This is a genomic window from Methanoculleus sp. UBA291 (assembly GCF_002499755.1).
Taxonomy (GTDB): Archaea; Halobacteriota; Methanomicrobia; order Methanomicrobiales; family Methanoculleaceae; genus Methanoculleus; species Methanoculleus palmolei.
This window is the reverse complement of the sequence record NZ_DANC01000032.1, coordinates 1-21,633: the sequence shown is the minus strand read 5'-3', so window position 1 is coordinate 21,633 and position 21,633 is coordinate 1. Positions and strand designations below refer to the sequence as shown.

The window sequence follows — 21,633 nt, the reverse complement described above, 5'->3', positions numbered from 1 at the left end:
ATAAACGGATGAAAAAAGATGCTGTGGCATACCTGAATACAAGAAAGAAAGGAGATTTCGCAGCACAACAGGGTGAAGTCGAGAACTATTGTAAATATCGATTTCGTATTGTTGAAATCTTCCGCGACCACCGGGCGAACGCAACGCCTCCGGAGAAACGGAAGGGTTTTGCGGCGATGCTGGAATACTGCACCGTCAATAACTGCTCTGAGATCATCATTTATGATCTTGCCGATCTTGCCAAGGATATGGACAGCGGGCTTGCAGCCCTCAAAACGTTAAACGATCGCTGCACGGTTTACTGCGTGAACAACGATTTCTTCGGGCACCGGGACGACCCGGAACTCCGGAGGGAGGCCGTCGGCAACTTCATCGCATACATGGACCGGTACCGGGAGAGTACCCGGAAGGCGGCACCCCCAGCCTCGAAGAAGACAAAGAGAGGGGACGGGAGGCCTATCGGGAGGCCGAGGGCGCTCAACGAGGGTCAGGTCGAGGCTCTTCTCACGATACGGCAGGCAGGAACGAGCATCAGCCAGATCTGCAGGATGTTCGACATCAGCAGGAGTACGGTCAGCAAGATCCTCGCCGACTACCCCGAACTGAAGGGGGAATGGAAGGGAGCGCGGCAGGAACCGGCGGAGTAAACCGGTATCCTCCGGGTAAGACTGCAGGTTAAATCGCGGTTACGGAGTTGCGGTTTCCCAGCCGTGGGATCAGCCGAATGTAGACCAGTTCGCCCGTCAGTTCGACGAGCGTCTGTGTGACGATGATCGCCGGCAGAACCGGGCCCGCTCCCGGCACGGCAAAAGCAAGCGGCAGTACGACAAGCGAGTTTCGCGTGGCCGCACTGAATGCGACGGCCCGTCCCGTAGGCGCGTCGAGCCGAAACAGGCGTGCAACGGACCACCCGATCAGCGGGGCGAGTACGGCAAAGGCTAGGTAGATCGGCACGACGCATAGGGCCGTCTGCTTCGCCGGCCCGAGCTGCGGCACCACAGCCGAGACGACGACGAAGAGCACAAGCGCGGTTGCCGGCACCGGAAGCAATCCGAACGCCGTCGACACCCGCTCGCCGGTTCGGCTCCGCGCCGTCCACAACTGTACCAAGGCGGCGAAGAGAAGCGGGACGGCGATCACCCATACGAATGCCTGAACGAACGGCCCGGCCTGAACAAGACCGGCTGCGTCGGTCCCGAGGAAGGCGCCGAGGTAGACCGGCAGGAGCAGCATCTGCGTAATGAGGAGGGCTGGAGTTGCCGCGAGCAGAAGGCGGGCGTCGGCACGGCCGAGATGGGAGAAGGTCACGACGTAGTCGATGCAGGGTGCAAGCAGAACCAGGAGCACGCCGAACCGCACCGATGGGTCGTCGGGCAGGAACTGCACGAGCGCCGTCACAAGAAGCGGAATGGCGATGAAGTTCGCGGTGAGTAGGGCCGCTATGAAACGGACGTGTACTACGGCTTTCCCGAGATCGGCGAGGGGGACCTGCAGGAAGGTCGAAAAGAGCATCAGTGCGAGCGCCGGATTGATGCCGGTCCTGACGGCGGCGATCTCGGGCGCCAGCAAAGCCGCGACCCCGGCCGTCAGAACGGCGCCGAAGTAGATCCCGACCTGCCGGGTTTCCAGTGCTTCTTTGATGCTTTCGGCGCTCATGCGTTCTCCTGACTCCTCTCTCGAACGAGCCCCTCGTCCGTAACAACCCTCTCGTCGGGACCGAAGTTTCGCCTGCAGGCGTATCCTGCGAGATCGGCGAACAACTTCTTCCCGATTGGCACAGTGCCGCCCGGGGCGAACGCCCCTGTTGTCCGGCGTCTCACTGCTGCAGCGGCGGCCCGCCGCGGGCGTATCCCGTTGCGTCCAGGACCGCCAGCCAGTCGAAGTCGGTGAGGCTCCGGGGGGTGAGCGGGAAGTAGCCCGGGTTCTTCGTACTACCCCGACGGGTCGGGAGAGTTGCGGTTGCCGAACCGGACAGCCGTTCTCCTCTGTGCGTCGGGATGAGCCGCACCGGACCCGGGCCGGCGGTGAGGAGGGCCTCGAGGGTGCCGGGTTCCGGCCGGCCGATGCCGTTTTCGTCCGAAACGCCTACCGCCGACCCGACGACGGCGTAGCGCGGGCCGAAGATCGCGTCAAGGTGCGCTCCCGCCGGATGCCATTCGTAGAGGTCGGTGCCGAACCGCCATTCCATCTTTCCGCGCTGAAGATGGCTGTTGTGTGCGAAAGCGAAGACCCTTCCTCCCCGGTCGCGCTCGCGGGCGACCATGTACGCCAGGTTGTCCGCCATCGCCGCGTCGCGCATCCCGAGAAGCCGGGAGACCCGGTCGCCCGGATTTCGCGCGAGTGCGGCGTGGTAGTTCAGGAGCTGGCGCGCGGCCGCTGCATACTGCATCGCTTCCCGGTAGCGGTCGTTGCCGGAGAGCACCCTCAGTTCGGGGCGGCGGGCGTGCAGTTCCGCAATGAGGTCTTCGGTCTCGACCCGGAGCGCGGTTGCGGCCGGGGATTGGCCGACCGACTTCGTCGGGTCGAAGACCGTCGCGGGGTCCTCCCAGTCGGCGTCATCCCCGAGGAGCGCCTCGATCCGCTCGCGATACGCCGCGCCTGCGGCACTGTCGACCGAGGAGAGGTAGTCGAGAACGAACTGCAGGAGCCGGCGCGGGCTGTCGCTGCTGCCGAATTCGGTCGGCGTATCGAAGCCGTAGATCCGGAGTTTGATGCGGTGGGCCGGATCGGCGTTGTATTCCCGCATCCACTCCACGAGTTCACGGTTCGCGTCGAGCCGGCCGAAGCCGTGGCTGAACCCGGCATCCTGCACGGCAGCGTACGAGGCCGGGCCCCGGCCGGCCACGTACCCGTCCACCAGGCACCCCCGGGGGAAACTGCTCTCGATGGCGATGGCGGAATAACCGTGCGCCGTAGCAAGGCGCTCGAAGAGCCGGTTGCGGAGGATGAGGCCCTCCTCACCGCCGTGGAGCGCCTCTCCAAGACCGAGCAGTTCCACGGAGTCGCCGAGCGCGGCCGTCATTGAGTCGACGGCGTTGTTTAAGGCTTTGGGCGAGTCGAGAGAGAACGGGATTGCTTCGCGGGCGATCCAGTCGTTGAGGGCCCGGTATGGGCGATCGGGCATGGGGCCTCCTGGTCTAATATTATGGTCGGCGTCGCGGTCCTACAACTGCACCTGGGCGAGTGCGTCGTAGATGATCTTTCGGTAGATATCCGGCTGCGTCCCGTACTCCTCCTGGGCCTTCCGGGAGTCGTCGGTGGTGCCGAACGCATCGAGCCTGTCCAGGGTCTCGCGGGCGGTGTCCAGAACCCAGAGGTCGCGGGTCTCGCGGTCCACGACCGAGATCGACTCCACCCGGACCGAGACCAGGCAGGTTCCGTCCGGGGTCGTGTAGAGGTTCGGTTTCCCGACGACGGCGACGAACGCCGGCGGCTCGATCCGGGCAAGCTGCTGCATCGCTTCGGGCTGGTAGGACCCCGCCATGATGAAGAAGGTGCCCGTCGGGTCGACCACCCGGCCGCGGTAGAAGATGTTCTGGTCGCCCTGCCGCTGCTTCTCCGTGAGGGTCCCCACGATGAAGATGCGGTTGCTCCGGATGCCGCTCGGGAGGATGACGTAGGTCGGGCTCTTCTCGTCGTCGCCGTCCTTGAATTGGTAGCGGGTCTCCCGGAGTTCGGATGCAAAGACCCTGCGTGCCGGTTCGCGCTCGAACGCGACCTGGGGCTTCATGCCGGCTCACCTCCGGCACGGTTCAGCAGTGCAGCCAGTTCCTCGGGCTTGAACGTGACCGGAGTACAGGAGTTGACGAGCAGCCTGCCGCCGAACTCGCTCCCGCTGCAGGTATAGTAGCGCCCGAGCACCGCGTCCCTGATGCGGTAGAAGGTCTCGTCCATGCCGAGCGGGTTCGACTCCGCGATCCCGACGGCCTCATCGAGGGTGAGCCCCGTGAGTTTTTCGACGAGGTCGCGCTGTATCAGGATGTTATGGGCGCGCATCCCGTCGTCCAGGACCGCTTTCAGGCGGAGGTCGTAGCGGAACTCCGGCTGGATCTCGTGCACCGGACAGTAGTTCTGTCGGGAGAGCGTCCGGTTGCACCCCTCGACGGGGCAGCGCTTGATCAGGCCCGAGCCGGGAGCGACGTGAACGAGAGCGCCCTGGATCTCGGTCTCGTTCCGCCCGACCTCGATATCCCCTTCGTCCGAGATGTACATCGCGGTGTTCAGGGAGAGGGAGAGCCTGCCGTTGTACTCGTCGACGGTGGCGTAGTAGATGTTGTAGACAGCATTGAGGTCCAGTTTATCTTTGCCCTCTTCTTTCCATATGACGAACTTGATGGTGCCCGTCTCGTCGCCGAGGAGCCCCGTCTGGAGCATCCGGTCGTGGGTCACTTCCCAGTCCTGGACGACCTTGGCCCGCACGCTCCCGACACCGGGTTTCAGCTCGGTGATCGGCGTGATCGAGGGGAGGAGCGGTATATCCTTCTCCATCCGGGAGATCGTGGTGCCCGAGTGGATCTTCAGGTTCGGTGCGCCTTTGTACTCGTCGACGACCGCGGACTCGATCCGGTACCATTGGCCGTACTCCATCGCGGGAGCGTTCGCCCGGGTCCAGGTGACAAAGCGTATGGCGCCGCTCGAGTCGGCAATGATCCCCGTCTGAGCGATCGAGGGCGAGAGCGCCGGGGTCAGGGCAACGACTTTTCCCTCGATCGTCACCCAGTCGCCGGGAATGATCTCGCTTATCGGGCGGAGATCCGTGGAGGCGGCTCCGACGCCGGTGAGGTTATATTCGCGGGCGAGGTCCGCGGTTACCGTTCGTTCGGCCTCTTCGATATTGACGCCGAATTCTTCAACGAGGCGGTGAAGGCGCGATTCGATCTTCTGTCGATCGGGCTGCGCGCCTTTTGCTTCGAGTTTCCGGGAGATTCTCTCTGTTACCTCGGATAGGTGCATTTTACATCTCCAGTCTGTACTGACGACTCATCAGAAATTAAAGATGCCGTGCGCGGTGTGAAAATGAACCGCGAGCCATCGTATAAAAGCCCGGCGGTGCAGCCGATCGGCAAAGGGCACGGCATCAGCGGTTCGTATCTGCAGTCTCCATGGGGCCGTCCGCCGTCTGCAGGGACAGCCGGATGACACTGTTTTACGGGTCCGCAACCGAATCGGAGCGTCTCCGTACCTCATCCTTGATGTATAAATAGGGGCAGGTACAACATCAGCTGTATGGCATTGAATGCGGACACTACAATCGCGGACCTCCTCCGGGAGAAACCCGAATCGGCACAGGTACTCTTCCGGTTCGGAATGGGTTGCCTTGGCTGCGCCATCGCGAACAACGAGACGATCCGGGAAGCCGCCCAGGCGCATGGCGTCCCGCTCGAAGAGATGCTCTCCGCCCTCGGCATCGCCGAGGCGTAAACCCGGGTTATAACCTATCCCGAAGGCGCTTGAGCTCGGCAAGAGTGGCCTCGGGATTTCTTTTAATGTAATCCGCGATCCCGGGGACGTGCAGGAGTGTACAGCCGGTGCACGCCCAGATCTTGCCGCCGCTCGAACTCTCGACCCACTCTCCGAGTTCCTCATCGGCGCAGGGGTAGCAGGGGCAGTAGCAGTAGTCGCACCGCTGTCCCGGAAAATGACAGGGGTAGTAAGGGCAGCCCTCCTTCCGCCATTCCACCCAGTGCTCCCCGCCGTAACGGCTGTAGATGAAGAACGACGGCTCGCTCCGCCGGACCTCCCCCTGCCACCGCGCGAGGGCCTCCGGGACGCCGTGCAGGACGGCCGCGTGGACCCGTCTGCCGACCTCGGTCAGCGTCCCGGCGGAGGTGTGCACCGAACGCTGTCCTGAGGGAACGGCGTCGCGCTCGCAGGCGACGGCGACAGCATCCGTCGTGGCGTCAACATCGTAGCCGAGATCGTGGAGCGCCTGGGCCTTCGCCCCGGTCGCGGTGATGATCGCCTCGAGGAGCGCCGCATCGCTCATCCCCTCCCGGCTGTGGACGATGATGTTGATGGTGTGCGGAGCGGCGGACGCGGCCGTCGGGTTCGTTATCCCGGCGGTGATGAAGACCGTGATGAAGTCGTACTGGAGCACGCAGAGATGCCGCATGCTAACGGCGGTCATGAGTCCGAAAAACTCACGGAAGAGACCGTGCCTGGCGGCGACGAGGTAGAGATGGCGTACCGGGTCGCCCTCGAAATCGTGCGGTACGGTGTGGCTTAACATCGTCGTGACGTCGGCGATGCCGCCGTTGACGCCGGTGCTCGCCGCCCGTAACCGGCCGCGAAGAAAAAGAGTTCCGTCCCGGACAAAGTATCTCATACGATGGAATAGCGGACCCGGTCTTTCAATTCCTGCTGCTTGCCTGCATTCCAGCCCGCGACGTCTTGGAGGTATCCGGTGACCCTGCTGATCTGCACGACGTCGTGACTCCCGCACTCCGGACAGATGGCATGGCCGCAGAGCGGGCAGTACTCGATTTTCTCGACGATGGAGTGGTGACAGTCGCAATGGTCGAGCGGGCACATGATCTCGAGCGAGGTCTCGCCGCAGTTAGGGCAGGGGGTCTCGTCCACGACGCAGTGGCAGGTGTGACACTTGTACCGCCGCTTTTCTTTGGGTATTTCGTCGAGGCTGTGGTACTTCGCTGCCAGTTCCAGCTGTTCAGGGCTCCAGTTCATGATACCAGTATCTGCAGGGAAATATATTAACCCTTAGAAATGGGTGAGCCGCATCCGCCTCAGATCACTCATAGGGCTCGTCATCTCCCTTGCGCGGGGATCGGAACGGAGAACTCATCACCGGCGGATGCGGGAGAGAAGTTTGGCTTCGGCCGCGGGGTCTTCCGCCTCGTAGATGCTCCTCCCTACGATAACCCCGTCGACGAGCCCGGCCACCGTATCGATGTCGCCGCCCTGGGTTCCCACGCCCGGGGAATAGATCGTCCTCCTGCCGACGATCTCGCGGAGCCGGCCGATCCGGTCCGGGCGGGTGGCGGGAGCGATGATCCCGTCGGCCCGGCAGTTGACGGCGAGCGTTGCGATTCGCTCGGCCACACCGCCGTGGAAGAACTCGACCGCCCCGGGATGGCTCATCTCGGCGACGACGTAAACGGCCCCGCCCCGGTCGTGCGCCACCTCGACGCAGGTCCGCACGGCGTCGGGTCCCACGAACCCGTGTGCGATCACGGCGTCAAACCCTGCGGAGAAGACCGCGTCGCAGATGAGGCGGTTGGTGTTCGGGATATCCGCAACCTTGAAGTCGGCGATGAGCGGCAGCCCGAGGCCGGCAAGGTCCTGTACGATCCCGAGGCCGGCCGAGAGGACGAGCGGGTAGCCGACCTTGACCGCGTCGATATACGGTGCACAGGACTCCGCAATGCTCGCCGCCTGCCGGCGGTCGCAGAGATCGAGAGAGAGGATGAGTTCGGTCACCCTTCCAGCCTCTCAAGGGTTGCGGCCACGAGGAGCGGCAGGTTGATGGTCGCATCGCCGTAGACCGTCACGGCGGTGGCTTCTCCGGTGAGTTTGCCCCACGACCGGGCTTCTTCGAGCGTCGCGCCCGAGAGGCCGCCGAGGTCCGGCCGGTCGCCGGTGAGCTGCACCGCATAGTCGAACCCGCTCTCGGTCATCAGTTTGCTCTGCAGGATGTAGTTCTTCGGGACACCGCCGCCGACGAGGAGGGCCCCGGCCCGCTTTGCCTCGAAGCACCGGTCGAGGAGCCCGTGCATGTCGTCGAACGCGCTGACCGTGACCTTATGCGTCTGGGAAAAGAGCCAGTACTGCAGCCCGATCATGGAGTCCTGGATGGCGGGACAGTAGACCGGCACCCCGGCCTTTGCCGCCGCCGCAAGGATCCCGGTCTCAAGCCGGCCGCCGATCTGGTTAAGGAGACCGGAGATCGAGACCGTCGAGCCCTCCGGGATGGACGAATAGGTCTCCTGCATGAACTCTTCGAATCTGATGAACGCCTCGTTCGGAAGGAATATGTCGTAGATCCGGTTGACTCCCTCCTCACAGAGTTCGGTATCTGAGACCTGCGCGGTCCCGTGGTAGTGGTGGCAGCCTATCGCTTCGATGACATCATGGGTGAGGTTTGCGCCCGTCGAGACGAGGATGTCGATGTGCCCCCGGCGAATGAGGTCGGCGACGATGCCTCCCATGCCGCCGGGCACCATGGCCCCCGAGAGGCCGAAGAACTTCAGGGCCTGCTCGTCGCGGAGCATCCGCTCGTAAATGTTGACCGCCTGCCACAGCGATCCTCCGTTGTAGGCTCCGGCTTTCCCGAGTTCGTCGACGAGTTCGCCGACCGTCATCCCGGGGCGCACCTGTGCCTGTTTTACTGCATCCCCATATTTGAAGGTCATGATTGTGTTACACCAGTTCTTGGGAGAACGTTGGTATTCATGCACGATAATAGATCGTCTTTTTCATATAGGTCCTCTTGATGGGCCGCCTGGCCGTCTCCCCGGGGTGCACCTTTGCCTGCACTCTCGCATCTCCCCTGAAAGATCGTCGTCCGAAAACCGGAGACCACGAAAAAAAGAATTGTTGCGGAGACCCGGTTGTCGGGTCCCCGCTGCCAGACAGGGGATGACTGGTTGTCCGACACGGGATGATCCCGCTCGTCCCGCCGTGTCGGGGGTCCGGAGAACCGGACCATCTCTTTATAGAGCGGACTTCCGGGCCGAAAACGAAGAGAACATCCCGGGGTTATCTTCGTTTCGCTCCGTGCATGCTCGGCCGCGAATCGTTACAGACCGCCGCTCCACTCCGTTTGCCCGGGGCCGGCACCGTCCGCGGGCGGACGGGTCGAAGCATGGCTGCCTTCGCCGCTGATAGTCGGCACGGGATCACCAGTGATTTGTTAACACACAAACATTATAAATCTTTTTTTGTAAAGTCCGTTTAATTGACGACGGAATCATTCCCGGTTCGATTGGCGCATGCTCTCCTCCCACACGGGGACACCACGTACCAGCGGCCGGGCAAGGTGCCGGCGAGCGGTCGGCGGGACCTCATACCATCCGGGCCGGAGCAGTCGCTCCACCCGCTCGACCTCCGGCTCCCGGCTGCGAGCTCCGCAGACCCGGCATTTGTAGCCTTTTCGGGTTCCCGCGCTCGTCATCCTTTTTGCGCAGGCGGGGCAGATCGGTGGGCGGATGCGGAGAGCGTCCGCAAGGCGGGAGATTCCGAGTTTCTCGAGGTTGAGGCTCCCGCCTTTGTAACTCCCGGTTACGGCCACCATATCGCCCGGGACGAGTTCCCTGACAACATCCCGGAACCCCTTGGTCGGTTCGTAGGCCATACAGCGAACCTCCTCTCCATCGTCGGCAAGGAGGAGCGAGACGTGGCCGCCTGGCCCGGTGACCGGGGGTTTCGCGACCGTGCCGCGCACCAGATACGACCGCCCCTCGCGGAGTTTTCCGGCCGTCCCCGGGACAAGGTGGGCGTCCGTCCCCTGGTTGGTGGTATAGACCTGTTCGCAGGCCGGTTCCTCGGAGCGCACATGGGAGCGTGCTTCCCGGACAGCGGCCGGACTCTCCCCCCGGATGCCGAAGAGGACCGGGTCGGGCGTGTGGGGCGCGCAGACCACCACGTTGTTCTCCCGGTCCACGGTGTCCCAGGTATGGGGGTAGGTCTCCTCCTCGGCGCAAAAGAGGCTCCTCGCGTCAACCTGCCGGAGGGTGCCCCATCTCTCCCGCTTCCGGTAGACGAGCAGTTCGTAGGTCCGGTCGGGAAATTCGCTCGCAATCGCCGCCGTTGCACCGATAAGGCCGCGCCGGTTCTTGTAGCCCCGGTAGCGGGCCCCGACCGAGTCGAGCACCCCTATGGCCTCGTCCACGGTGCAGAAGTCCCGGAGCGCCGCGTAATAGAAATCCTGAGGCGGCCGGATGCGGGAGACCACCACGCCCGGGTTGGTTCCGGCGGCGCCGAACTCCGCGAGTGCTTCCACACAGGTGCAGGCAAGTGCAAACGCCGCCTCCGTGTCCCCCTCGGCTTCGATGGCGATCGCTGCGTTCCCCCGGGTCTTGTGAATGACGTTCGGGTTCAGCCTGACCAGCCGGGTATCGAGAATGCGCATCCCTGCGTGTTCGAGTTGCTGCACCAGAATTGCCCCGATATAGGTGGTGCACATCCCTGCAGGGGAATCCGTATCGTCGATCCCGATCCACATAACCCTATCATTTATATCGTTCTCCGGCTATATCGGTTCTTAGGAATATGTCACAGGATCGCCTTCCTCAGATGGTCATCAGCATCATGCTCCTCGCCGGTTTCGATGTCTCGGAGCGGTGCAATATCCGTCCGCGGAGTTTCGACCTCCTCGCGAAGAAAGGCGACATCCTCGTCATAATCAAAGTTGCTTCCCACATCGACAGTGTGAGCGCCGATATCGCCTGGGACCTCAACCAGATCGCCCGCTACCTTCAGGCCACTCCTCTCATCGTCGGTGAACGGGCACGCGGCGCGGACCTTGAGCGGGGCGTTGTCTACATCCGCTACGGGCTCTTTGCCCTCAGCCCGGAATCGCTCTACGATTACTTCGCGGAAGGGCTTTCGCCGATGGTTTATGCCTCTCCCGGCGGCCTCTACGTGAAGATCAAGGGCGACCTCCTGCGGGAGGTGCGGGAGCGTTCCCGGATGTCGCTCGGGGACCTCGCGTCGCACCTCGGGGTCTCCCGCCGGGCCATCAGCAAATACGAAAGCGGGATGGGGACCACGCTCGATGTCGCGATACGACTTGAGGAACTCTTCGGCGCCCAGCTCGTCGAGATGATAGAGCTCGTCGGCTATCGTTCGCCCGAGCCCGGGCCTGAGGTGCCCCCGGAGTCTGCGACCGGCGACGTCCTCGTCGACCTCGAACGTATGGGAATGGAGATCCACGCGATGCGGCAGGCTCCGTTCCAGGCGCTGGCGCTCTTTGACAAACATACAATCCTGACGGCATACGGCACCTCCCAGAAGATTGCAAAGCGCGCTTCCCTCATCGGCAACATCTCGCATCTCACGAAGACATTTGCAATGTGCGTCGTCACGGATTACAAAAAACAGAAAAAAATCGGCAAAACCCTTCTTATCGGCGAAGAGCATCTTCACACCATGGAAGACGGCTCAGAACTCATAGATATGATTAATGAGTGAGTAGTTTTATATAGAACTACAAACCTACCTTTCTATCGCTTAAGAACGGTGATACCTATGTCTAGTCTTGGAGGACAACCAATCCTTATTCTGAAAGAGGGTAGCCAGCGTACCCGTGGTCGTGACGCACAGTCAGGCAACATTGCCGCCGCAAAGGCCGTCGCCAGCGCTGTACGGACAACGCTCGGCCCTAAGGGCATGGACAAGATGCTCGTCGATACCATCGGCGACGTCGTTATCACGAACGATGGCGTGACCATCCTGAAAGAGATGGATATCGAGCACCCGGCCGCGAAGATGATGGTCGAGATCGCCAAGACCCAGGATGATGAGGTCGGCGACGGGACCACGACGGCAGTGGTGATCGCAGGCGAGCTCCTGAAGCGGGCTGAGGAACTCCTCGACCAGGACGTGCACCCCACGGTCATCGCCCACGGTTACCGCGTCGCCGCCGATAAGGCCCAGGAGATCCTCGACAATATCGCCGTCGACGTCAAACCCGACGACATGGTGATGCTCCAGAAACTTGCCGACACCGCCATGACCGGCAAGGGCGCCGAGGCAGCGAAGGAGAAACTCACCGAGCTTGTCGTCAAGGCAATCACGATGGTCGCTGATCCCGACGGCACCGTCGACACCGACTTCGTGAAGGTCGAGAAGAAGGTCGGCGGGTCTATCGAGGAGTCCGAGATCGTCGAAGGCATGATCATCGACAAGGAGCGCGTTCACCCCGCCATGCCCCGCGTCGTCAAGGACGCAAAGATCCTGCTTCTGAACGCCGCCGTCGAGTTCAAGAAGACCGAGGTTGACGCCGAGATCAGCATAACGAGTCCCGACCAGCTCCAGATGTTCCTTGACGAAGAAGAGCGGATGATCAAGGGCATCGTCGACAAGATCGTCGCCAGCGGTGCAAACGTCCTCTTCTGTCAGAAGGGTATCGACGACATCGCCCAGCATTACCTCGCGAAGGCAGGCATTCTTGCCGTGCGGCGTGTCAAGAAGAGCGACATGGAGAAACTCGCCCGCGCCACCGGGGGCGCGATCGTCAGCTCCATCGATGCCATCGCCTCCGAAGAACTCGGTAAAGCGGGCAACGTCGAGGAGAAGAAGGTCTCCGGAGAAGAGATGATCTTCGTCACCGGATGCGAGAATCCGAAGGCGGTCTCGATCATCATCCGCGGCGGCACCGAGCACGTCGTCGACGAGCTCGACCGTGCTATTGAGGATGCTCTCAGGGTCGTCAGTGTTGCCGTCGAGGACCGGAAATTCGTTGCCGGCGGCGGTGCACCTGAGATCGAGCTCTCGCTCCGGCTCCGCGACTACGCCGCCACCGTCGGCGGACGCGCTCAGCTCGCCATCGAGGCGTTTGCGAACGCGCTTGAGATCATCCCGAGAACGCTTGCCGAGAACGCCGGCCTCGACCCGATCGACATGCTTGTCGCCCTCCGCGCATCCCACGAGAAGGGTGGCGCGAACGCGAAATACATGGGACTTGACGTCTTCAACGCCGTCTCTGGAAACATGCTCGAAGCCGGTGTCGTCGAACCCCTGCGGGTCAAGACTCAGGCTGTCTCCAGCGCTGCCGAGGCCGCCGTCATGATCCTGCGGATTGACGACGTTATCGCCGCATCCAAGGCCGCCGTACCTGCGGGTGGCCCGGGCGCCGAAGAGATGGGCGGTATGGGTGGCATGGGCGGTATGGGCGGCATGCCCCCGATGTAAAATCACCGTGTCATCCGAACGATACGTCCGGGGCCGACCTACGGCCCCGCCATTCTCTGTTTTTCGTCATCTCGCGGGACTTCGGTATCCCTGGCATTCGGTTTCCCGGGAGGCATAATTATGGCAGATTTCTGCCCTTCCGTTTCGGTTGTCCTGTAACTTCTCTGTCGGGAGCGAGCGTCAGACTGCAGCAGTATATTGCCCCCGCTCGCTATCGTTCATGTTTCAAAGCCGTTCCCGGCCTCCCGCAGGGCACGGTGGCGGTGGTCCCGGCATCCATTTGCCGGAGATGGATTTTTGGCCTAAAAACCTGTTTATTCCTGGTTTTGTGGCTTTTTTGGACCTGGATTGTTTTGGGACATCCCTGTTAAAATCGGTCATGTTAAATAACCCCAAGCCGACTCACCTTTGGGAAGTTATTCTGGCCGGGAGATTGACCACATATGGAAACGGGGATGTCTGAGTGACAGCAGGCAAACAGGCTCGGCCGTCTCCGGCACTCTCGCTCGAGGTCTACCTGTTGCTTGCCATGCTGCTCACGATGGGGACCGTCATCTGCCTGATCTCGGTAGTCGATTTCCGGGGGATCACGCAGGAACTCAAGGAGAATGCCGGGGAGTTCCAGGACCAGACCGAGTCCGGCGTTGTCCTCTCGGTGACTCTTGTTGACGCAGGGTTGAAGCTCTTCGACGATACGTTAAATCAACGAATGAAGACAGGGTTCGACCTGGTCCTTGCCGAATACGAACGGGCGGGAGGAGACCCGGCGGCGATGGACCTTTCCCGGGTCAAGGGGGAACTCGGGGGTGAGATGGACGTCTACGTCATCAACGCCCGAGGCGTCGTCGAGTACACCACCTACCCTCCGGACCTCGGCCTCGATTTCAGTAAAATTCCCTATTTCTACGACCGGATCACGGAAATTCGGCTTGGCGATGCGTTTGTGGCGGATCGAGTCGTCTCCACCATCTCCACCGGCGAACTCCGGAAGTATGCCTATATGCCCTCTCCCGACCACCGTTACCTCTTCGAGATCGGCCTTGCAGAGTCGAAATTTCGGGAGTACCGCACGGCGCTGAATTACGGGGACGCAGTCCGGGAACTGGTGAACCTGGACCCGGGGATCCAGGAGATCCGGATCTTTAACTGTCTGGGGACACGGATCGTCGGTGAAGCGCACCCCGATGATGACTACAGCCTGGCTATGGTCCAGCGGGCGTACCGGGAGAGGGGCACGTTCGAGGTGGAGAACGCTACCGCAGGCGAGCTGACCCGGTACGTCTTCGTCGATCTGATGGACATCGATTATCCGTCGGACCCGAGTCTGGTTGTTGAACTGACCTACAACACGAGGGCCACCGAGGCAAAACTTGTCGAAATATTCGGGCAGCATATGAGCGCCCTGTTCATCGCGATCCTCTGTATCGGCTGCTTCTCGGTCCTTGCCACGCACCACCTGACGCGGCCGCTCCACACCCTCGTCGAGGACGTTGATGCTGTCGCCCGCGTCAACCTGGATCACCCGATTCGGGTGGGCGGCGCTGAGGAGTTCGTGCTCCTCGGAGAGAGCATATCGGCGATGGTTGCATCCTTAAAGGAGACCCTCCGGAAACTCCGGGAATCGGAGGGGGAGATCGTCCGGCACAGCCATGCCCTCGAAGAACTGGTCCGGGAGCGGACAGCCGATCTTGCGGAGTCCAACCGGCTGACCACCCTCTATCTGGACATCATAGGGCATGACATCAACAACGCCAACAACACTGCAAGCCTCTACGCGGAAATGCTGGAGGCCGACCTTGCGGGAGAGCCTGAGGCTGAGTTGCTCAGGAAAGCGAGAATGGGGCTTACAAAGAGCATCGAGATCGTACGCAACGTCAACACCATTCAGTATATCCAGGGAGGTGCACGGTCGCTCAGGCCGATCGACCTCGATCCGCTCATCAGGCGCGAGATCGAGCGGTCTCCCGGTTCCCGGATAACCTATAGCGGAACTACGGCCGTCATCTTCGCCGACGACCTCCTCTCCGAAGTCTTTGCGAACCTTTTCGGAAACGCCGTGAAGTTCGGCGGCCCTGAGGTCGAGATTACCGTCCGGGTTGAGGAGCACGGGGAAGATGTCCTGGTTTCGGTCGAAGATACCGGGCCCGGGATCCCTGATGCCGTAAAGCCGCAACTTTTTGAGCGGCTGCACCGGGGAACGCATGGAATGGCTGGAACCGGGCTCGGCCTCTACATCTGCCGGATGCTTGTATCACGTTACGACGGGGCGATCCGGGCTGACGACCGGGTCCCTGGCAGTCCTGAGCTGGGTGCAGCCATCCGCTTTACGCTCAGGCAGGTCAAATCGGGGGGCGATGGATAACGGCGGCGGGCGGCAACGGTGGGAGGCCCCACCGTTTCAGCATACATCTCATGCTCACCATGATCCTGATCGTGCTCCCGGTTATCGGGCTTACCTCGATCCAGGACTATCAGCAGGTTACAGACGCGTTGATCGCCGAAGAAGGCCTGCTTCGGGAGCAGACGGAGAAGGGTGTCGTTCAATCGATAACGTATGTTGATGCGGGGTTGAAACTCTTCGACGATACGCTGGACCGGCGGATGGAGGAGGGGTTCAGTCCGGTCCTTGCCGAGTACGAACGGGCGGGAAGAGACCCGGCGGCAATGGACCTTTCCCGGGTCAAGGAGGAGCTCGGGGGGGATATGGATGTTTACGTCATCAATGACTCGGGTGTCATCGAGTACACCACCTACCTTCCGGACCTTGGTCTTGATTTTCGGAAGATACCCTACTTCTACAACCGGATTACGGATGTCCGGCTCGGCGATGCGTTTGCGGCGGATCGGGTCGTGGTAGAGCCGGCGGGCGGCGTGTTGCGGAAGTACGCATACATGCCCTCCCCCGATCACCGCTACCTCTTCGAGCTCGGGCTCGTCTGTAGTTCGACCGGGGCCGATCGGTTCGATCCCAAGTATCAGACCCTCAAAGAGAACCTGATGCGGTTGAACCCGTCGCTTGCAGAGATCCGGATCTTTGACTGCTACGGGAGGCCCGTCAACGTGACCGACTCGGAGAGCCCGACGGACCCTGTCGCAATAAACGCCATTGCCCTGGCGGTCTATGAAGAAAAACGGGAGCGAACGTTGGCCGATACAGCGAAAGGGCGGTTCACCCGCTACATCCTCGTCGATCTCTCCACTCCCGACAGCCTCTCGGACGTGAGCCGGGTCGTCGAGCTCTCCTATACTACCGCTCCTCTTGATGCCCGGCTTGCGGAGATGCGGTTTAACCACGCCCTTCTCGCGGTCATCGCTGGCCTCGCCGCCTGCTGCATTGCGTATCAGGTCTCACGGCAGATCACCCGTTCCGTACAATTGATCGTCGACGACGTCAACATCATCGCCCGCGGAGACCTCGATCACCGGATCCGGGTATCCGTCGGGACCGAATTTGTCCACCTCTCAGAGAGCATCGAGACCCTGGTCGATTCCCTGAAAGAGCATATCCGGCGTCTCCGTGCGTCGGAGGAGGCGTTACGGCAGTACGGCACCCACCTTGAGGATCTGGTCCGGGAACGGACGGCCGCGCTTGAGGAGTCCAACCAGGCGGCAACCCTCTTTCTGGACATCATGGTCCACGACATCAACAACGCAAACACCATCGCTATAGGGTATACACGCCTCCTCGTCGATGCACTCACGGGGGAGCGGCAGGAGATGGCTAAGAAGATGCTCTCCCGGCTTGAACGGGGTTCCGGGATCATCGGGAGCGTGGCGACGCTCCAGAGAGCGAGGGAGAGCCGGGCAGCCCTGACCCGGGTAGACCTCGACCGGGTGATCCGGACACAGATGGAAGACCACCCTGCGGTCCGGATCCGATACGAGGGCCGTCCGGTCACCGTCCTCGCTGACGACCTCCTCTCCGAAGTCTTTGCAAATCTTTTCGGAAACGCCGTGAAATTCGGCGGTCCTGAGGTCGAGATTACCGTCCGGGTCGAGGAGCGCGGAGAGGGGGTCCTGGTCTCGGTCGAGGATACCGGACCTGGGATCGCTGATGCGGTGAAGGCGTCGCTTTTCGGGCGCTTCCGGAAGGGAGAGGGGGCGCTTGCCGGAGCCGGGCTCGGGCTCTACATCTGTCGGATGCTCGTTGAGCGTTACGGCGGAACGATCCGGGTGGACGACCGTGTCCCCGGCAGCCCTGAACTGGGTACAGTCATTCGCTTCTCGCTTGTGAAGGCGCCGGCGGAGTAGCGGCCGCTCGATCCGTTTGCCCTCCTGATCGCGAAGATTTAAGATTGGGTGACATCTCCCTAAATGACCTCTGTCAGGGTACCCCATTTAATGGGGATGAACACAATCCGGGGTAGCGGCCCGACCTTGCGCAACTCCGCCGGTCGGTCGGCCGCATGTCCCCTCCTCTCTCGCATGACCGCGTGCTTATGATGAGTGATCGCAGACCCGATCGGGACGAACGGCCGTTTACATCCACCCTTATCGTAGCTATCCTCCTCATCGTCATCCCCGCCATCAGCCTTCTCTCGGCTTACGACTATATTCAGGCCGAGGAGAGGATGACCTCCGATCTCAACACCCTGCAGATCGTCACCGAAAAGAGCATTCGGGAATCGGTTACGGACATAGACACCGGTCTCAAACTCTTTGACGATTCCCTCAACGAAAGGCTGCAGGATGGGTTTTCACTTTTTCTGCGGGAGTACGAGCGGGCGGGAAGGGACCCGTCGAGGATGGATCTGACCGCACTTAAAGGGCAACTCAGGGGCGAGATGGACCTCTACGTCATCAACGAGTCGGGGGTGATCGAGTACACCACCTATTCCCCCGACCGCGGTCTCGATTTCAGGAATGTTCCGGGCTTCCATGCCGAGATCACCCGGATGCGCCTCGGGGACGACTTCTCTCCCGACCGTGTGGTCTATGAGCCCGCAACCGGGCTGGTCCGGAAGTACGCTTATATGCCCACCCCGGATCACCGTTATCTCCTTGAACTCGGGTTCGTGCCGGATGCGTTCGCGGCGGAGCGGGACCGGCTGCGTTCACAGGAGAGCATGCAGGAGTATATTGCCTTAAACCCATACCTCGAATCGATCCGTGTTTATGACATCTTCGGAAATGCTGTTGGGGAGACTGGCGAGCCTCCCGGTCCCGAAACACGGGACCTCGTCACCGGGACAATCGTCCCCGGCCGGAAAGATTACGAGGTGCAGGACCGGGAGAACGGGAGACAGATCCGCTACCTCTTCGTCGACCTGAAAGACCCGGATTATCCATCGGACCCGAGCGTCGTTGTTGAACTCACCTACAATATGGACCTCATACAGAGTCAGCTTGACCGGGTGCTCTATTACCGTGCTGCCGTTGCCGTCCTTGCCATTGTTTTTTGCAGCGGGATCATCTTCTTCGCGGCCCGCCGCCTCACCCGTCCCCTGGAGGAGATCGTCGACGACGTCGATGCTATTGCACAGGGGGACCTCGACCATACGATCCGGGTCTCGGCGACACGCGAGGTGATGCAACTCGAACGGAGCATCAACACGATGGTTGCGGGCCTTAAAGCAGGAATTGAAAGGCTCAAGGAGTCGGAAGAGACGATCCGCGAGTACAGCGAGAACCTGGAGGAGCAGGTCGACGCGCGTACGGCGGAACTGCAGAACTCGACCGAGAAGGCAAACCTCTATCTGGATATCATGACACACGATATCAAGAACGCCACCAACACTGCCGGTCTTTATACGGACCTCCTCATGGAGGAACTCGAGGGGGAACCCCGGAGTTATATCGAGAAGGTGCACAACAGCCTCGAAAAGAGCGTCGAGATCATCCGGAACGTCAATACCATCAGGCAGATCCGGGAAGAGGCCGCCGTTCTTGAACCGGTCGCTCTCGACCCCGTTATCCGGGCGGAGATCGAGCACTATCCGGATGTGCGGATCACCTACGCAGGAACGGACGCCCGGGTGATGGGGGACGACCTCCTCTGTGAGATCTTCACCAACCTCATCGGCAACGCGGAGAAGTTTGCCGGACCCCGGGGGCGGATCGCCGTCCGGGTCGAGGAGCGGGGGACGGAGGTCGAGGTCTCGGTCGAGGATAACGGTCCGGGCATCCCCGACGCGATGAAACCGGACCTTTTCAATCGATTCAGCGGCGGGGGCGGCGAGAAGAGTGGTCGGGGCCTCGGGCTCTACATCTGCCGGATGCTCGTTGAACGTTACGGTGGTAGGGTCCGGGCGGACGATCGGGTTCCCGGCCGCCCGGGGTGCGGCGCGGCGATCCGGTTTACGCTCCGGAAGGCCGATTGAGGGCCGGCGTGCCTCACCCGACGATCTCCTGCACCCGCCCGACCCTCCCGTCCTGGAGCCGCACCTTGATCCCGTGCGGGTGAAAGGAGGAGTTCGTCAGGATCTCGGCGACAACGCCCCGGGTGCGTTTCCCGGTCCGCTGGTCGCGTTTGAGCACGATATCAACCGTCATACCGGGATGAATGGCGGCCCGGTTCTGTCCGTTCATTGCCGTGAGCGGTCACTCTTCCCCGTTGTTCTGCCCGGGTTCCGGCTCGTTCTGGCCCGGGGAGGCGGTCTTCATCTGGGGGAAGAGGAGGATTTCTTTGATGGATTCTTTGCCGGTGAGAAGCATTACCAGGCGGTCGATGCCGATCCCGACGCCGCCGGTGGGGGGCATCCCGTAGCCGAGCGCGTTGATGAAGTCGTAGTCGATCATCTGCGCTTCAAGGTCGCCCCGGCGGCGTTTGGCGTCCTGCGCTTCGAGCCGGGCCTTCTGGTCGAGGGGGTCGTTCAACTCCGAGAAGCCGTTCGCCATCTCCATCCCGGCGATGAAGAGTTCGAACCGCTCCGTCAGCCCCTCTTTCTCCCGGTGCTTCTTTGCAAGCGGCGAGTTCTCGATCGGGAAGTCGTAGACGAACGTCGGCTGGATAAGGTGCTTCTCGCCGAAATGATCGAAGAAGAGCGCCAGGAATTCGCCCCGGGTCGCGGCGCTCTCAGAGCCTTCGACGCAGTGCGCGAGACCGAACGCACGGAGTTCTTCGACGCTGTGAGCGTGGATGTCGATCCCGGCGTACTCCCGCACCGCTTCCTCCATGGTGAGCCGGCGCCAGGGACGGGCGAAGTCCAGGTCGTGCCCGGCAAACGAGCACGTAATCTTCCCGTGCACCTCCTCTACGAGGTAGGAGAAGATGCCCTCGGTGAGGTCCATCATGTCGTTGTAGTCGCGGTAGGCCTCGTAGATCTCCACCATCGAGAACTCGGGGTTGTGGTTGGTGTCGATGTCCTCGTTCCTGAAGTTTTTCGCGATCTCAAAGACTTTGTCGAAGCCGCCGACGACAAGACGCTTGAGGTAGAGTTCCGGCGCGATCCGGAGGTAGAGTTTCTGGTCGAGGGCGTGATGGTGGGTGGTGAACGGCCGGGCGTTTGCGCCGCCGTAGATCGGCTGCAGGGTGGGGGTCTCGAACTCCAGGTAGTCCCGTTCGAAGAGGAACTGGCGCAGGAGCGATATGATCCTGCTCCGGGTCCGGAACGTCTCGCGGCTATCCTCATTCATAATAAGATCGAGGTAGCGCTGCCGGTAGCGCGCCTCGACGTTCTTGAGCCCGTGAAACTTCTCGGGAAGGGGGCAGATCGACTTCGTGAGGAGCTCGAACCGGTCGACCCAGATCGTGATCTCCCCCATCTTCGTCCGGAAGACGTGGCCGACGACGCCGACGATGTCCCCGGCGTCGATGTACTGGCGGAAGAGGTCGAACTGTTCCTCGCCGAGGTCGTTCTTCCGGAGGTAGAGCTGGATCTTGCCGTCCGAGTCTCCCATGTCCGCAAAGATCGTCTTGCCGTGCTGGCGGACGACGTAGATGCGACCCGCTGTGCTGACCTCTTCGGCGCTCTTCTCGTGCCCGATCCCGGCGAACCGCTCCCGGATCTCCCTGACGGTATCCTTGCGTTCGAACGTATAGGGGTACGCCGTCACCCCGTGCTCACGCAATTCTTGCAGTTTATCGATCTTTGTTGCGTCAAAACAGAGATTATCCGTATCGCTCATTGTGTAAACCGCTCCTTTTGTCCTGCAGCCTTTAATCGAGCCCCAATCCAGGGTTCGCCGCCGTTCCGTCGAGGCCCGGCTGCATATTCCTCGGGAAATTCTATATAGTGTTCCCCTCCGGTGCTATTAATGGTTGAGTCCGGGTCCGGCGGCGGGGTTCAAGTCGCCCGACCCTTCTATGGTATCACTCCACCCCGTATGAGGGGTAGAGGTAGATGATTGCCGTTTCGTTGTAGACCATCGTCACTCTCTCGTTGCGGTGATCAAAGACATAATACTGGTTCGTGCTCATGTTCTGGTTCTGGTGGTAGTCCTCAGGATAGGGGCCTCGTCCATCCCACCAGAACGGAACGTTGCAGCGCCCTTTGCCGGTCTGCTTCTCCCCTTCGTCCACTTCGATGAAGAACGACGGCGACTCTTCATCGCTCCGGAACTCCACGTCGACATAGGTCCTGGCCGGGTCGACCGAGTACATACCAAAGCCCGTCCTGACCGAGGTGATGTTCCAGCCGTTTTCAAGCAGGACCTCGGCCCGCCGGTCGGTGAGGACGATCGCGATCACCTCCGTGACGTTGACGTCGAAACCCCTTACCGGGAGCTCGGAAGCGTTGATCGGGATCGCGACGTCCCCCCGCTCATAGTGGAGGATCACCGGGGTGGGGGTGACGTTTTTCGGCATACCGGTGTCCGCCGTGC

19 protein-coding genes are annotated in these 21,633 nt (G+C 61.5%); 7 read left to right on the top strand and 12 right to left on the bottom strand.

The genetic code is table 11. From position 1 onward, the window contains the following. Window positions 1-8: 8 nt before the first annotated feature. The gene (locus BP737_RS07780) at window positions 9-647 is read left to right on the top strand and encodes a recombinase family protein (RefSeq protein WP_292405035.1); all 639 of its coding nucleotides are present in this window, start codon (window positions 9-11) and stop codon (window positions 645-647) included. A 28-nt stretch (window positions 648-675) separates the two neighbouring features. Here the strand turns inward: BP737_RS07780 and BP737_RS07775 are convergent, their stop codons facing one another. The 4 genes from BP737_RS07775 to BP737_RS07760 all read right to left on the bottom strand — a co-directional run bounded on the left by BP737_RS07775 (window position 676) and on the right by BP737_RS07760 (window position 4,953). Further along, the gene (locus tag BP737_RS07775; RefSeq protein ID WP_292405033.1) at window positions 676-1,656 is read right to left on the bottom strand and encodes an arsenic resistance protein; all 981 of its coding nucleotides are present in this window, start codon (window positions 1,654-1,656) and stop codon (window positions 676-678) included. 160 nt (window positions 1,657-1,816) lie between these two features. Next, complete coding sequence (locus BP737_RS07770; RefSeq protein ID WP_292405030.1) at window positions 1,817-3,124, bottom strand: erythromycin esterase family protein; 1,308 nt, start codon at window positions 3,122-3,124, stop codon at window positions 1,817-1,819. Window positions 3,125-3,163: 39 nt separating this feature from the next. Next, window positions 3,164-3,730 (bottom strand): RPA family protein, encoded by a 567-nt coding sequence (locus tag BP737_RS07765; protein ID WP_292405026.1) that lies wholly within the window; start codon window positions 3,728-3,730, stop codon window positions 3,164-3,166. Next, a complete protein-coding gene (locus tag BP737_RS07760; protein ID WP_292405023.1) occupies window positions 3,727-4,953 on the bottom strand; it encodes a nucleotide-binding protein in 1,227 nt (408 codons plus the stop codon). Before BP737_RS07760 ends, BP737_RS07765 begins: the two co-directional genes overlap by 4 nt. Window positions 4,954-5,226: 273 nt before the next feature. Here BP737_RS07760 and BP737_RS07755 point away from each other — a divergent pair, with 273 nt between their 5' ends. Further along, window positions 5,227-5,421 carry a DUF1858 domain-containing protein gene (locus BP737_RS07755; protein ID WP_292405021.1) on the top strand — a complete coding sequence of 65 codons (195 nt, stop codon included), beginning with the start codon at window positions 5,227-5,229 and terminating at the stop codon, window positions 5,419-5,421. 7 nt (window positions 5,422-5,428) lie between these two features. On the opposite strand, the gene BP737_RS07750 is transcribed toward BP737_RS07755, so the two are convergent. The 5 genes from BP737_RS07750 to BP737_RS07730 form a co-directional block, all read right to left on the bottom strand. Continuing rightward, window positions 5,429-6,325: an adenosylcobinamide amidohydrolase gene (locus tag BP737_RS07750; RefSeq protein WP_292405019.1), complete on the bottom strand. Its 897-nt coding sequence runs from the start codon at window positions 6,323-6,325 to the stop codon at window positions 5,429-5,431. Next, a complete protein-coding gene (nrdD, locus tag BP737_RS07745; RefSeq protein WP_292405016.1) occupies window positions 6,322-6,684 on the bottom strand; it encodes an anaerobic ribonucleoside-triphosphate reductase in 363 nt (120 codons plus the stop codon). The genes BP737_RS07750 and nrdD overlap by 4 nt, the downstream gene beginning before the upstream one ends. A gap of 117 nt (window positions 6,685-6,801) precedes the next feature. Next, entirely contained in the window at window positions 6,802-7,437 is a 636-nt protein-coding gene (gene pyrF / locus BP737_RS07740; protein WP_292405013.1) for an orotidine-5'-phosphate decarboxylase, read from the bottom strand. After that, window positions 7,434-8,369, bottom strand: coding sequence for a deoxyhypusine synthase (locus BP737_RS07735; RefSeq protein WP_292405010.1), 936 nt, complete (start codon window positions 8,367-8,369; stop codon window positions 7,434-7,436). Before BP737_RS07735 ends, pyrF begins: the two co-directional genes overlap by 4 nt. 557 nt (window positions 8,370-8,926) lie before the next feature. Then, the gene (locus BP737_RS07730; RefSeq protein WP_292405008.1) at window positions 8,927-10,180 is read right to left on the bottom strand and encodes a tRNA(Ile)(2)-agmatinylcytidine synthase; all 1,254 of its coding nucleotides are present in this window, start codon (window positions 10,178-10,180) and stop codon (window positions 8,927-8,929) included. Between the two features lie 47 nt (window positions 10,181-10,227). On the opposite strand from BP737_RS07730, the gene BP737_RS07725 reads away from it, so the two are divergent. The 5 genes from BP737_RS07725 to BP737_RS07705 all read left to right on the top strand — a co-directional run bounded on the left by BP737_RS07725 (window position 10,228) and on the right by BP737_RS07705 (window position 19,190). Further along, window positions 10,228-11,148 carry a transcriptional regulator gene (locus BP737_RS07725; RefSeq protein WP_292405005.1) on the top strand — a complete coding sequence of 307 codons (921 nt, stop codon included), beginning with the start codon at window positions 10,228-10,230 and terminating at the stop codon, window positions 11,146-11,148. Between the two features lie 57 nt (window positions 11,149-11,205). Next, window positions 11,206-12,870, top strand: a complete 1,665-nt coding sequence (gene thsA, locus BP737_RS07720; RefSeq protein ID WP_292405001.1) for a thermosome subunit alpha — start codon at window positions 11,206-11,208, stop codon at window positions 12,868-12,870. 463 nt (window positions 12,871-13,333) lie between these two features. After that, on the top strand, window positions 13,334-15,232 hold the full coding sequence (locus tag BP737_RS07715; RefSeq protein WP_292404999.1) for a sensor histidine kinase: 1,899 nt from the start codon (window positions 13,334-13,336) through the stop codon (window positions 15,230-15,232). A 50-nt stretch (window positions 15,233-15,282) separates the two neighbouring features. Further along, the gene (locus BP737_RS07710; RefSeq protein WP_292404996.1) at window positions 15,283-17,121 is read left to right on the top strand and encodes a sensor histidine kinase; all 1,839 of its coding nucleotides are present in this window, start codon (window positions 15,283-15,285) and stop codon (window positions 17,119-17,121) included. A 191-nt stretch (window positions 17,122-17,312) separates the two neighbouring features. Continuing rightward, on the top strand, window positions 17,313-19,190 hold the full coding sequence (locus BP737_RS07705; protein ID WP_292404993.1) for a sensor histidine kinase: 1,878 nt from the start codon (window positions 17,313-17,315) through the stop codon (window positions 19,188-19,190). A gap of 13 nt (window positions 19,191-19,203) precedes the next feature. Here BP737_RS07705 and BP737_RS07700 read toward each other — a convergent pair whose 3' ends face one another. The 3 genes from BP737_RS07700 to BP737_RS07690 all read right to left on the bottom strand — a co-directional run. Next, window positions 19,204-19,398: a YwbE family protein gene (locus BP737_RS07700; RefSeq protein WP_292404990.1), complete on the bottom strand. Its 195-nt coding sequence runs from the start codon at window positions 19,396-19,398 to the stop codon at window positions 19,204-19,206. 12 nt (window positions 19,399-19,410) lie between these two features. Continuing rightward, window positions 19,411-20,937: a lysine--tRNA ligase gene (gene lysS, locus BP737_RS07695; RefSeq protein ID WP_292404987.1), complete on the bottom strand. Its 1,527-nt coding sequence runs from the start codon at window positions 20,935-20,937 to the stop codon at window positions 19,411-19,413. Between the two features lie 184 nt (window positions 20,938-21,121). Then, window positions 21,122-21,633, bottom strand: a 512-nt coding sequence (locus BP737_RS07690) for a hypothetical protein (RefSeq protein WP_342686090.1), incomplete at its 5' end; no start/stop codon positions are given.

Bases quoted from the DNA above. Each gene is read 5' to 3' on its own strand.
- BP737_RS07780 (WP_292405035.1), top strand. From the start codon at position 9: ATGAAAAAAGATGCTGTGGCATACCTGAATACAAGAAAGAAAGGAGAT.
- BP737_RS07775 (WP_292405033.1), bottom strand. From the start codon at position 1,656: ATGAGCGCCGAAAGCATCAAAGAAGCACTGGAAACCCGGCAGGTCGGG.
- BP737_RS07770 (WP_292405030.1), bottom strand. From the start codon at position 3,124: ATGCCCGATCGCCCATACCGGGCCCTCAACGACTGGATCGCCCGCGAA.
- BP737_RS07765 (WP_292405026.1), bottom strand. From the start codon at position 3,730: ATGAAGCCCCAGGTCGCGTTCGAGCGCGAACCGGCACGCAGGGTCTTT.
- BP737_RS07760 (WP_292405023.1), bottom strand. From the start codon at position 4,953: ATGCACCTATCCGAGGTAACAGAGAGAATCTCCCGGAAACTCGAAGCA.
- BP737_RS07755 (WP_292405021.1), top strand. From the start codon at position 5,227: ATGGCATTGAATGCGGACACTACAATCGCGGACCTCCTCCGGGAGAAA.
- BP737_RS07750 (WP_292405019.1), bottom strand. From the start codon at position 6,325: ATGAGATACTTTGTCCGGGACGGAACTCTTTTTCTTCGCGGCCGGTTA.
- nrdD (WP_292405016.1), bottom strand. From the start codon at position 6,684: ATGAACTGGAGCCCTGAACAGCTGGAACTGGCAGCGAAGTACCACAGC.
- BP737_RS07735 (WP_292405010.1), bottom strand. From the start codon at position 8,369: ATGACCTTCAAATATGGGGATGCAGTAAAACAGGCACAGGTGCGCCCC.
- BP737_RS07730 (WP_292405008.1), bottom strand. From the start codon at position 10,180: ATGTGGATCGGGATCGACGATACGGATTCCCCTGCAGGGATGTGCACC.
- BP737_RS07725 (WP_292405005.1), top strand. From the start codon at position 10,228: ATGTCACAGGATCGCCTTCCTCAGATGGTCATCAGCATCATGCTCCTC.
- thsA (WP_292405001.1), top strand. From the start codon at position 11,206: ATGTCTAGTCTTGGAGGACAACCAATCCTTATTCTGAAAGAGGGTAGC.
- BP737_RS07710 (WP_292404996.1), top strand. From the start codon at position 15,283: ATGCTCACCATGATCCTGATCGTGCTCCCGGTTATCGGGCTTACCTCG.
- BP737_RS07705 (WP_292404993.1), top strand. From the start codon at position 17,313: ATGAGTGATCGCAGACCCGATCGGGACGAACGGCCGTTTACATCCACC.
- BP737_RS07700 (WP_292404990.1), bottom strand. From the start codon at position 19,398: ATGAACGGACAGAACCGGGCCGCCATTCATCCCGGTATGACGGTTGAT.
- lysS (WP_292404987.1), bottom strand. From the start codon at position 20,937: ATGAGCGATACGGATAATCTCTGTTTTGACGCAACAAAGATCGATAAA.